The organism is Allobosea sp. 05T422_2, from assembly GCF_056396265.1.
The window spans coordinates 72,400-83,752 of sequence record NZ_JBFTLD010000006.1 but is presented as its reverse complement, the minus strand read 5'-3'; the positions used below and the strand labels follow the sequence as shown (position 1 = coordinate 83,752).

Genomic DNA, 11,353 nt, shown 5'->3' with positions numbered 1-11,353 from the left:
AGTTCTTTGGCAACCTCTCTAAGGCTCAACGGGCGGGTTAGAGCATCGACAGCACGGTGATCCGTCCCCTTTTCGTTCATCAGCTTTCGGAATGGACGACGCTTGTCTCCTATTTCAACAAGCGTCCCAAACGCATCGAAGCAGATTGCCTGGATTTCCCACATCGGAACCCGTCACTCCCACTTCAAGTTATCGTCGGTGTAGGGAGTGAAATCCCGATCGACGTCATTTGGGCCAGGGCCGCCCTGGGTGAGGCCCATGAGATACCGACGGACGTTCATGATGTCCTCGACGGAACCCTCCTTCATGATGTTCAAGGGCGTCTGGCCTTGATACGGTTGTCCCGTGATTGGACCACGGAGCCAGAGTGGTTCGTCCTCGGAGGTGTAAAGATATCCTGCAGCCTCGGCCGCTCCGACGACGGCAGCAATCCGTTCCCCTGTATCGCTGCTCATAACCAACGCCTCATTGGTCTGATTGATCGCGAGCCAGCGTCGCAACTGCTCAACGGAACTGCACCGAAGAATGCGAACCTGATCATCCTCCGACAGTCGCCAACGATCGGCTACCCGCAAAAAATCTCCAAGGCTCGGAAAGCGTAAGCGTCGCCACTCCTCAAGGCTGCGTGGCGCGCGCATGATCACATTCCAGCTTTGCGGGGAACGAGAGGGCAGGTGGCGAAATCAGTAATTCAACTTCCATACGCCCACGCGCAAAATTGATAGGCCGCCTCATGTCAGCCTCCGCCACTTACGGATCGAGGTGGCTGCGTCCGGCTCACGAAGCGAGTTAGCTCAGCATTCTGCTTTCTCAGGATCGCGATCTGCGTCTCGAGTTGTGAGATCCTAGATTCCCGTTCGCCCCCGATTTCGAGTGCTTCGAGCCCCACCCATTGTGTAACAAAGTCGACGACTGGAAGGTCGCCAGCCAACACGACTTTGGCTTGAGTGCGCTCCGTCCGAACATTTCCGCGAACGAACACGGGACATTGGCCGTGAATCGCACACCACCGGTCGAACTCCGATTGCCAGGCGTCGCGAATGCGAACATCTCCCCACGCCCTAACTGTCAGATCGAAAAGATGCCGGTAGCCTGGAACGCGCGCTATCCCGACTTCGAGGCTGAGGTCCGGGAATCTGGGTGCCTTTCGAACGAAAACCTTCACTGCATTGCTTTCTCGTTAAACTAAAAGAAGCCAATTAACATACTATAGTAGATAAACTCGAAGGACGGAAATCCCGATTGTCGCGTGCATGGACATGCGCAAAACGGTGGGACGAAATTTCGCCCGTATCCGCCGCGAGAAAGGGCTCACTCAAGAGGACGTTGAGCGGCTCTCCGGCTTTAGTCAGCAATACCTTAGCGGGCTAGAAAATGGGATGCGAAATCCCACGATTGGCACGTTATCCGAACTAGCAAATGCACTCGGTGTAAATTTCCTTGAGCTGGTGAAACCAGAAGCKACTGAAGCCAACGGAGCGGATTAACCAACTGACGTTCATTGCTTTGACGCGCACGGTCGGCTCGGGCGGGGAGCGATGTCAAAGCGCGCGATCGTTACCTGGATAGCGGCACGGCCGCCCGAAACCTGCGAGCCCAACTGCGAGGTCGATCTCGCGTCGAGGCAGGGAGGATCCAAACTTTGAGCCTAGACCACACCCAAGATGCCGGGAGATCTCTAACTCTCCGCGCGCGTAGGGGTACGAATGAAGAATCTAAGATCCACTGGATCCGGGCTGCACACGGGCTGGCACGGCTACGGCGCTATTGAGGGCGCGCCGTGCCAGCCCGCGCACACCCCTAACTGCTGAGAGATCCAACGAGAGGCTGGAGCAGTTAGTTATGGCTCTTCGCATACCGGATTGCGAAAAGGTCAAAAGCAGCCATTACGATCTCCCGATCGCACTAGCGGTCATGGCCGCCATCGGCGCGATCCCTGCCGATGCGCTCGCCGGCTATACAGTCCTCGGCKAACTTGCGCTCGACGGCTCCATCACCTCCGTCGCAGGCGTCCTGCCAGCAGCGATGGCCGCCTATGCCCGCGGACAAGGGCTTATCTGCCCCGCCGCCTGCGGCCCGGAGGCCGCCTGGGCTGCCGCCGATGTCGATATCCTTAATCCGCGCTCGCTGATCCAGCTCGCGAACCATTTCAAGGGTACGCAGGTGATGGCCCGGCCAGTGCCGTCCGTGGCCCGGCAATCCGGGCCCCTGCCCGATCTCGCCGATATTCGCGGCCAGGAAAGCGCGCGCCGCGTGCTGGAGATCGCCGCCGCCGGCGGCCATAATCTCCTGATGAACGGGCCTCCCGGTGCCGGCAAGTCGATGCTGGCGAGCCGCCTGCCCTCGATCCTGCCGCCGCTTTCGCCGCGCGAACTGCTCGAGGTCTCGATGGTGCATTCCGTCGCCGGGCATCTCGCCGAGGGAGCGCTGACCGATCGCCGCCCCTTTCGCGCGCCGCATCACTCGGCCTCGATGGCGGCACTCGTCGGTGGCGGCCTGCAGGCCAAGCCCGGCGAGGTTTCGCTCGCCCATCACGGCGTGCTTTTCCTCGATGAATTGCCGGAGTTCCAGGCTCAGGCCCTCGACGCGCTGCGCCAGCCGATGGAGACCGGCGAGGTGCTGATCTCGCGCGCCAACCACCGCGCCATCTACCCCGCGCGATTCCAGCTTGTCGCCGCAATGAACCCGTGCCGATGCGGCAAGGCAACCGAACCGGGCTATGCCTGCCGGCGGCAGCCGAACGAGCGTTGCATGGCCCAGTATCAGACCCGGATCTCAGGTCCGATGCTCGACCGCATCGACATCGTCATCGATGTGCCGGCCGTAACCGCAACGGACCTGTTTCTGCCGGCCGACAGCGAAGGCTCGGCGGAGGTCGCGGCCCGGGTCGCCGTGGCGCGCCAGGTGCAGACGGCGCGCTTCGAGGCGCTCGGCCTCTCCGAGATCGCGACCAACGCCGCGTGCCCGGCGCCCGTGCTCGACCAGATCGCCCGGCCGGACAATGCCGGCATTTCGCTCCTGCGCGACGCCGCCGAGGCCCTGAGGCTGACAGCGCGCGGCTACCATCGTGTTCTGAAAGTCGCGCGCACACTTGCCGATCTCGACGGCGAGATGAAGATCGGCCGGGTCCATCTCGCGGAGGCGCTATCCTACCGTTCACGCATCGATCAGGTGGCGCAGGCCGCCTGATGTCGGAGCGTGCGGCATCCGTGCCGCCAGGTTAACAAATTCATTCAAACGATCGCGAAAGCAGCGTTCGCGCGCGAACGCTTTCTCAAGGGGACGAATACTAGGCTGGCATCATGGAGCTTCCATCTTTCCCAGTGGTCTGGGCTGTTCTCGCCAGCCTGCTGACCGTTCTGGCCGGCGTCGCCGCCGTGATGCAGCTACGCGCACGCAACCGCGTCGTGGAGCAAGCGCTGGACATGACCCAGGATCTGGAGAAGCTGACCGATCGTCTCTGGGCGTTAGCAGATAGCGAAGAGCGCTATCGCAGCCTGATCGAGGCCMAGGGCGATCTGATCGTCCGCCGGAACGAAAGCAGCATCGTCTACGCCAATGCCGCCTATGCGGCGCTTCTCGGAGCGACCGAGGCCGAGATCATCGGCAGCCGCACGGCACCGCGCGTCATCGAGAGCCGACCTGCGCAGGCACTGACCGACGGCACGCGGATCTTCGACGAATGCATCGCTTCGCCCGAGGGAGGCGAGCGCTGGATCTCCTGGGTCGAGACCATCRTGCCGGTCGCCCTCGGCAAGACCGTGCTGCAGCGTGTCGGCCGCGATATCTCCGCCCGGATCGCCGGCGAGCAGGCGCTGGAAGAGGCGCGCAGCCGCGCCGAGAGCGCCAACGAGGCAAAGTCGCGGTTCCTTGCAACCGTCAGCCACGAGTTCCGGACGCCGCTCAACGGGATTCTCGGCATGGCCGACCTCCTGAACGACACCAGGCTCGACCCTGAGCAGACCACCTATGTCCGGGCACTCAGGACGTCGGGCGAAGCCCTGCTCGGCCTCGTCGACGACATTCTCGACTTCGCCAAGGTCGAAGCGGGCAGACTCGAACTCGCCGAAGAGCGCTTCGATCTCGGCCAGTTGGTCGAGACGGTCAGCGAATTGATGGCGCCACGAGCCCAGGCCAAGGGGCTCGAGATTGCGACCTTCCTCGCACCGGATCTCGCCTCGCACTGGATCGGAGACCGCGACCGGCTGCGCCAGATCCTGCTCAACCTCGTCGGCAATGCGATCAAGTTCACCGAGAGCGGCGGTGTCGGCATTCGCGTCGCCCGCGCGGGCGACGCCATCGCCATCAGCGTTTCCGATACCGGTCCAGGCGTTCCGCCAGGGCGATTGCAGGCGATCTTCGAGGAATTCGAACAGGCCGACAGCTCTGCGGCCCGTCGTCATGACGGCACCGGTCTCGGGCTCGCGATCGTGCGCCGGCTCGTGACCTTGATGGGTGGCTCGGTCACGGCAGAAAATGCGCCGGGATCGGGCGCGATCTTCCGCGTTACAYTGCCGCTTCCGGAGGGCGGCGCGGGGGTGCGGGTTACGGTACTGCCGGAGTGGCGCGGCAAGCTGATCTTGATCGCATCTGCCGCGCCGTTCGGACCGGACTATCTCGCTGAGACCATGGAGATCGCCGGCGCATCGATCATGCGCGCCCGGAATGTGACAGAAGCGCTCGCGCTGCTCGCGGGCGCGCGGCGCTTCGATGCCGCCCTGATCGACCAGGCCATCGGGGTCGATGAAGCGCGCGCCGTCGCTGCTGCCGCCCGGCAGGCCGGTGTCGGCGAGTGCCTGATCCTGATGTCTCCCTTTGAGCGCCGCCAATTCGGTTCACCGCTCGCTGGCGGGTTCACCGGCTTTCTCGTCAAGCCGGTCCGCGCCCGCTCGCTCTATGAGCGGCTTGCACCGCCTGCCCGGCCGCGGCAGGAGACTCTGCCGCCCCGGGGGGTGACCCCGATCCAGGCCAAGGACCCCGGTCCGCCTCAACTGACGGTGTTGATCGCGGAGGATAACGATATCAACGGTCTGCTCGTGACACGGACCCTTGAACGCCTCGGCTGCACGGCCGTCTGGGCTCGGGACGGGCGTGAAGCGGTCGCTCTCATCGAGGCCGGGCTCACGGGCAAGCGCGCGCCCTTCGATCTCATTCTGCTCGACATCCGGATGCCTGAGCTTGACGGATTGGAAGCCGCTCGTCGGATTCGCGCCCTGGAGGCCTCGCTCGGGCGGCCAAATTTGCTACCCATTGTCGCGGTCACCGCCAATGTCGCCGAGGAGGATCGGCAAGCCGCGCTGGCCGCCGGAATGAATGATTGCCTGGCTAAACCACTGGCCCGAGAGGCGCTTCGCGCCTGGATCGCGCGTGTCACCGGAACGCCGCGCGTCACACTCCGCGCTTGACGGACAGTCACAACTCTGACGCAGTTCTGTCGCGATCCCGTAGGAACATCGGTACTAGCCTGGCGAACTGCAGATTCGACGGCACAGGGACGAGACGGACAATGGCCTTCGACATGTTGCGCGGCCTACGACAGCCGGCAAATCAGCTGCCAGCGGGCCACCCTCTCTTGTCGCGCTTCTCCCCACTCATGCTGATCACCGGCGACACCATGCGCCGCCTCAGTCGGAAGCAGGATCACCTGGGCGAAACGCTCGGCCGCTCCGGCTCTCTGGAAGTGCGGCTGGCGCGCGGCCCGCGCGAGATCTGGCGCGCGCAGCGACTGCGCTATCGGGTGTTCTACCAGGAGATGTCCGCAAAGCCGGATGTCGTCGCCCGCATGTTCCGCCGCGATGCGGATCGCTATGACGCGGCGTGCGACCATCTCCTCGTCATCGACCATGCGGCGCGCGGCCGGTTCGGCGGTCTGAAACCGAAGGTCGTCGGCACCTATCGCTTGATGCGCGAAGGGTCGGCTCTGCGGCTTGGCGGCTTCTACTCCCAATCGGAATTCGATCTTTCTGGAATGATCGAACGCCACCGCGGCCTGCGCTTCCTCGAACTCGGCCGCTCCTGCGTGCTCAAGCCCTATCGCACCAAGAAGACGGTGGAACTGCTCTGGCACGGCATCTGGGCCTATGTCCGGCACCATCGCATCGATGCGATGTTCGGCTGCGCGAGTTTTGACGGCACCGACCCGGATGCGCTGGCGCTGCCATTGAGCTTCCTGCATCACCATGCCCGCGCCGAGGGCGAGTGGTCCGCCACGGCGCGCCCGGAGCGTCATATTGCGATGGACCGGCTGCCGATCGAAGAGGTCGATGCCAAGGCGGCGCTGAAGCTGCTGCCGCCGCTGATCAAGGGCTACCTCCGGCTCGGCGCCCGCTTCGGCTCCGGTGCGGTCGTCGACAAGCAGTTCGGCACCACCGATGTGCTGGTCATCGTGCCGGTCTCGGCGATCGACAGGCGCTATCTCGACTATCTCGGCGACGAAGGGCAGCGCTACGCGGCTTGAGCAACGCTCACTCGCCTGCTGACGCCAGCGCCCGCAGCGCCTCCCTGTAAGTGGGGTAGCGCAGCTCATAGCGCAGTTCGCGCGTCACCAGGGCGTTCGAGACCCGCTTGTTCTCCCCGTAGAAGCTCGCAGCCATGGGCGAGAGCTTTGCCGGATCGAACGGCACTTCGGGGGGCGGAGTCAGACCCGTCAGTTCGGCGGCAAGCGTGATCACGTCCTGTGGCGGGGCCGGCTCGTTGTCGGTGACGTTGTAGACCGCGCCCGCTCGCGGCCTGGCCAGCGAAGCCAGCAGGATGCCGGCGATATCGTCGACATGGATGCGATTGAAGACCTGGCCAGGCTTGATCAGGCGGTTGGCGGTGCCGGCGCGGAGCTTGGTGATGGCATTGCGCCCGGGACCGTAAATGCCGGAGAGCCGGAATATCTGCACCGGCTTGCCACTGCGCTCGCCCAGGGCAAGCCAGGCTTCGTCGATTTCGAGGCGCTGCTTCGAGCGTCGGCTCGTCGGCCGGCATTCGGCCCCTTCATCGATCCAGGCACCGCCGTGGTCGCCGTAAACTCCAATGGTCGAGAGATAGCCGATCCAGCGCAGGTTCGGCGCAGCAGCCAGCGCCTCGCCGAGTCCGTTCAGAACCGGATCGCCCTCGTCATCGGGCTGGACCGAGACGAGGACCGCGTCAGCCTCGGCAACGGCCTGGGCCAAGGGGCGCGATACCGCAAAACCGTCATAGACCAGCGTATGCAAGCCCTCGCGACTAAGACGCCCCGCCTTCTCGGCCGATCGGACCGTACCGGTGACCTCCCAGCCCTCCGCTTGCGCTGCACGCGCGAAAAACCCGGCGGAGTAGCCGAGACCAAGAATGACAAGCTTCATGCGACGGGTTCCGGGGCGGAGAGAAAGGCAAGCCATTCCTGGCGGACGTCAGGATCTGCTTCGCCAGACAGCGCGGCTTCGGCAAGGCCGCGCGCGCGCTCGGGCGCGAGCCTGATCAAGGCCCAGGCGGCCATGGCGCGCACCAGCGGCGAAGCGTCCGCAATCAGCCGCTCGGCGCTCGCGGCAAGATCCGGCCGGCCGCTATTGCCGATGGCGATCAGCACATTGCGGATGAAGCGATCGCGGCCGGTGCGCTTGACCGGCGTGCCGGCAAAGAGCTGGCGGAAGGATGGGTCGTCGAGCGCCGCGAGATCGGCCAGGGGCAATGCCTCAAGCTCGTCCTTCAGCGCAAGCCGGGTCTCGTGCGCCGCCTCGGCGAACTTGTTCCAGGGACATACGGCCAGGCAATCATCGCAACCGAAGACGCGGTTGCCGATGCCGGGCCGCAAGGCGGCGTCGATATGGCCCTGATGCTCGATGGTGAGATAGGCGATGCAGCGGCGCGCATCGAGCTGATAGGGCGCGGGGAAGGCGTCGGTCGGACAGATATCGAGACAACGCCGGCAGGAACCGCAATGGTCGCGCTCCGGCCCATCGACCGGTAGTTCGGCCGTTGTGTAGATCGCGCCGAGAAAGAGCCAGGAGCCGTGTTCGCGCGAGACCAGTACGGTATGCTTGCCCTGCCAACCAAGCCCCGCGGCCTGCGCCAGCGGCTTCTCCATCACCGGCGCGGTATCGACGAAGACCTTCACATCTGCGCCGCCGCGAGCCGCCAGCAACCCGGCGACGCTCTTCAGCCGGCCCTTGATGACATCGTGATAGTCGCGCCTGCGGGCATAGAGCGAAATCGCAGCCTTGTCGGGTTGACCGAGGATGGCGAGCGGATCGCCCTCGCCCGCATAGCTCACACCGAGCATCACGACGCTGCGCACCTCGCTCCAGAGCCGGCGCGGATCAGCGCGTTCGTCCCTGCGCTCGGTCAGCCAATCCATATCGCCATGGTGTCCGGCCGCCAGCCAGGCGCTCAGCCGTTCGGGCGCCTCGGGGATCGCACTGGCGGAGGCGATGCGAGCGACCACGAAGCCTTCGGCGCTCGCGCGCTCCAGCACCGCGCGCTTGAGCTTCTCGCCGTTCAGAAGTCCAGATTGTCGTAATGGGCGCTCGGCGCCATGCCCGGCACCCGGTCGCTCAACAGCGGCCGGAAGCTCGGCCGGGATTTGATCCTCGCGTACCATGCGCGCGCGGCCTCGTCCTCTTCCCAGGGCACATCGCCGAGATAGTCGACGCAAGAGAGATGCGCGGCCGCGGCGAGATCGGCATAGCTCAGCGCACTGCCTGCGAGCCAGTTCCGTTTGGCCGTCAGCCAGGCGATATAGCGCAAATGATAGCGCACATTGGCGCGGGCGGCGCGGATGGCGCTCATTTCCGGCGGGCCACCGCCCTCATCCCGGCTCATGAAGCGCTTCATGACCTTCTCGAGCACCAGCGGGTTGGTGATCTCGCTATCGAATTTGAGGTTGAACCAGTCGAGCAGGCGACGAACCTCGACGCGCTCTGCCATCCCCTCMGGCAACAGGCGCCGGGGGCCCAGCGCCAGCCCGCGGGTCTCGTCGAGATACTCCGAGATCGGTCCGGCGCCCGGGACGGCAAAGCCGTTCTCCTCGCGAAAAACCGGTGTCGTGCCAGCTGTGTTGAGTTCCAGAAACTCGCGCCGGCGCTCCCAGACACGCTCCTCGATCAGCTCCGCCTCCTGCCCGAACTCGCCAAGGACGAGCCGGATGAAGCGCGAATGCGGGCATAACGGATAATGATGAAGGGACGCCATTGCACTCTTGAAACAGATGGATGCGGCCGAAGCAGGGCTGTCGAAGGGGGGAGGCATCGGGCTATGCGCCGCACATTTGCTATAGTCTCGGCTACGCCCCCTCACAACCCGCTGCCCATGGGAAGCCACGAATCCACGGCATTGGCTTGGCGAAGTGGTAACCAATTGGCAAAGAGCTTGGTTCCATAGAGGGGTACGGTTTACCTCTGCCGCGGCGGCGATCTGAGGCTTCCTGGGAAACAGCCATGCAAAACCTGTTCGAAGCGATCGTGCTCGGCATCGTCGAGGGTCTGACCGAGTTCCTGCCGGTCTCCTCCACTGGCCATCTCCTGCTGCTCGGTCACTTTCTCGGCTTTGAATCGAACGGCAAGACCTTCGAGGTCCTGATCCAGCTCGGCGCGATCCTTGCCATCCTGCTGGTCTATTTCCGGCGGCTACTCGACATCGCGCTGCGGCTGCGGACCGATCCGGCGGCACGGCGCTTCGTGATCGGCGTGCTCGTCGCCTTCCTGCCGGCAGCGGTGATCGGCGCCTTGCTGCATGGCTTCATCAAGGGCGTGCTGTTCAACCCGTTCCTGGTCTGCTGCGCCCTGATCGCGGGCGGGCTCGTGCTGCTCGTCGTCGACGAGCTCGAGCTGGAGGTGAAGCACACCGACGCCACCACCTTCCCGCTGCCGATGTATCTCAAGATCGGCTTCATCCAGTGCCTGGCGATGATTCCGGGCGTCTCCCGTTCGGGTTCGACGATTGTCGGCGCCATGCTGCTCGGCGCGAGCAAACGCGCGGCGGCGGAGTTCTCGTTCTTCCTCGCCATGCCGACCATGGCGGGCGCCTTCGCCTATGACCTCCTTAAGAATTACAAGACCCTGACCTTCGACGACACGATGCTGATCGTGGTCGGCTTCGTCGCGGCCTTCTTCGCGGCGCTCCTCGTGGTCAAGACCTTCCTCGACTACGTCTCGCGCCGTGGCTTCGCGCTCTTCGCCTGGTGGCGCATCATCGTCGGCGCAGCGGGTTTGGCGGGTCTGTGGGTGTTCGGCTGATCGGAAGGCCCGTCGAGAACTGGGATCCCAGCAGTTCCGACTGAAGGCGCTGTCCATCGCGGCCTGCCATGTGGCGCCGCGGCTTTTCCGGCGCTGCCGTGCTAGCCTGCAAGCGCCGCTATGGGGTGACCGGGTGTTTTCGACCGGCCCCGAGATGCCAGGAGCGTGCCTGCCGTGAGTGTCATTGCCGCCTGTCACTATGTCGATGGGAAGCGTGTCGGGACCGTTGCGCTCGACCAGCCTTCGACCTGTGCCCAGGACCAATCCGATTTCGTCTGGATCGGCCTGCTGGAACCCTCCGAAGAGGAGTTGCGCACGCTCCAGAGCAGCTACGGCCTGCATCCACTTGCGGTCGAGGATGCGCTCAAGGCGCATCAGATGCCCAAGGTCGACATCTATGGCGACCAACTCTTCATCGTGGCGCGCACGGCGCATCTCGAGGATGACCAGATCGCGTATGGCGAGACGGCGATCTTCGTCGGCAAGCACCACATCATCACGGTTCGCCACGGCTCCGCACGGGCCCATACGGAGCTGCGCAGCCAACTCGAGGCCGCGACCGCCCAGATGCGCTACGGCGTCGATTATGTCCTGCACGGCGTGCTGGACTTCATCGTCGACGGCTATTTCCCGATTGTGGAGACGATCGAGGAGGACGTCCTGGAGATGGAGCGGGAGATGCTCGCCAGCGAGTTCGGCCGCGTCGACGTGCCACGCATCTTCGGACTGCGCCGCCAGCTCATCCGCTTCCAGCGGGTGCTCGGACCGATGTCCGAGCTCTGCCGCAAGCTGGTGCATCTCGATCTGCCCTGCATCGATGCCGAGGCGAAGCCCTATTTCAATGACGTCTGGGACCATGCGCGGCGTGCCGAAGCCATGGTCGGGAGCCTCCGCGACATCCTGACCTCCGTCTTCGAGGCGAGTCATCTGCTGGAACAGCAGCGCCAGGGCGTCATCACCAGGCAGCTCGCGGCCTGGGCAGCCATCCTCGCGGTCCCGACCGCGGTTGCCGGGATCTATGGCATGAACTTCGAGCACATGCCGGAACTCAAGACCCAGTACGGCTATTTCGTCGTGCTCGGGCTCATCGCGGCGTTCTGCACCGCGCTCTACATGCGCTTCAAGCGTTTCGGCTGGCTGTAAGGACAGGCGAA

Annotated in this window: 10 protein-coding genes; 6 read left to right on the top strand and 4 right to left on the bottom strand. The window is 64.4% G+C overall.

Going from position 1 to position 11,353, the window contains the following annotated elements; all coding sequences use genetic code 11:
• Nucleotides 1–173: 173 nt before the first annotated feature.
• The gene (locus AC1DJT_RS02465) at nt 174–638 is read right to left on the bottom strand and encodes a hypothetical protein (RefSeq protein WP_476833462.1); all 465 of its coding nucleotides are present in this window, start codon (nt 636–638) and stop codon (nt 174–176) included.
• 615 nt (nt 639–1,253) lie between these two features.
• Between AC1DJT_RS02465 and AC1DJT_RS02460 the strand changes: the two genes are divergently transcribed.
• From AC1DJT_RS02460 to olsB, 4 genes are all read left to right on the top strand, one after another.
• Nucleotides 1,254–1,487 carry a helix-turn-helix domain-containing protein gene (locus tag AC1DJT_RS02460; RefSeq protein ID WP_476767915.1) on the top strand — a complete coding sequence of 78 codons (234 nt, stop codon included), beginning with the start codon at nt 1,254–1,256 and terminating at the stop codon, nt 1,485–1,487.
• A 355-nt stretch (nt 1,488–1,842) separates the two neighbouring features.
• Nucleotides 1,843–3,189: a YifB family Mg chelatase-like AAA ATPase gene (locus AC1DJT_RS02455; RefSeq protein WP_476833461.1), complete on the top strand. Its 1,347-nt coding sequence runs from the start codon at nt 1,843–1,845 to the stop codon at nt 3,187–3,189.
• A 113-nt stretch (nt 3,190–3,302) separates the two neighbouring features.
• Nucleotides 3,303–5,405, top strand: a complete 2,103-nt coding sequence (locus AC1DJT_RS02450; RefSeq protein WP_476833460.1) for an ATP-binding protein — start codon at nt 3,303–3,305, stop codon at nt 5,403–5,405.
• Between the two features lie 188 nt (nt 5,406–5,593).
• Complete coding sequence (gene olsB / locus AC1DJT_RS02445; RefSeq protein WP_441506422.1) at nt 5,594–6,457, top strand: l-ornithine N(alpha)-acyltransferase; 864 nt, start codon at nt 5,594–5,596, stop codon at nt 6,455–6,457.
• A gap of 7 nt (nt 6,458–6,464) precedes the next feature.
• On the opposite strand, the gene AC1DJT_RS02440 is transcribed toward olsB, so the two are convergent.
• Genes AC1DJT_RS02440 through AC1DJT_RS02430 form a run of 3 tightly spaced genes read right to left on the bottom strand, consistent with a single transcriptional unit; the run spans nt 6,465 to nt 9,156 of the window.
• Nucleotides 6,465–7,331, bottom strand: coding sequence for an SDR family oxidoreductase (locus AC1DJT_RS02440; RefSeq protein ID WP_476767918.1), 867 nt, complete (start codon nt 7,329–7,331; stop codon nt 6,465–6,467).
• Nucleotides 7,328–8,440, bottom strand: coding sequence for a tRNA epoxyqueuosine(34) reductase QueG (gene queG / locus AC1DJT_RS02435; protein WP_476833459.1), 1,113 nt, complete (start codon nt 8,438–8,440; stop codon nt 7,328–7,330). The genes AC1DJT_RS02440 and queG overlap by 4 nt, the downstream gene beginning before the upstream one ends.
• 23 nt (nt 8,441–8,463) lie before the next feature.
• Complete coding sequence (locus tag AC1DJT_RS02430) at nt 8,464–9,156, bottom strand: glutathione S-transferase family protein (RefSeq protein ID WP_441506299.1); 693 nt, start codon at nt 9,154–9,156, stop codon at nt 8,464–8,466.
• Between the two features lie 245 nt (nt 9,157–9,401).
• Between AC1DJT_RS02430 and AC1DJT_RS02425 the strand changes: the two genes are divergently transcribed.
• Complete coding sequence (locus AC1DJT_RS02425) at nt 9,402–10,199, top strand: undecaprenyl-diphosphate phosphatase (protein WP_113518344.1); 798 nt, start codon at nt 9,402–9,404, stop codon at nt 10,197–10,199.
• A 174-nt stretch (nt 10,200–10,373) separates the two neighbouring features.
• Nucleotides 10,374–11,342, top strand: a complete 969-nt coding sequence (gene corA / locus AC1DJT_RS02420) for a magnesium/cobalt transporter CorA (RefSeq protein ID WP_441490426.1) — start codon at nt 10,374–10,376, stop codon at nt 11,340–11,342.
• Nucleotides 11,343–11,353: the final 11 nt, after the last annotated feature.

Excerpts from the sequence above, each read along its gene's own strand:
- AC1DJT_RS02465 (WP_476833462.1), bottom strand. The coding sequence starts at position 638 with ATGCGCGCGCCACGCAGCCTTGAGGAGTGGCGACGCTTACGCTTTCCG.
- AC1DJT_RS02440 (WP_476767918.1), bottom strand. The coding sequence starts at position 7,331 with ATGAAGCTTGTCATTCTTGGTCTCGGCTACTCCGCCGGGTTTTTCGCG.
- AC1DJT_RS02425 (WP_113518344.1), top strand. The coding sequence starts at position 9,402 with ATGCAAAACCTGTTCGAAGCGATCGTGCTCGGCATCGTCGAGGGTCTG.
- olsB (WP_441506422.1), top strand. The coding sequence starts at position 5,594 with ATGCTGATCACCGGCGACACCATGCGCCGCCTCAGTCGGAAGCAGGAT.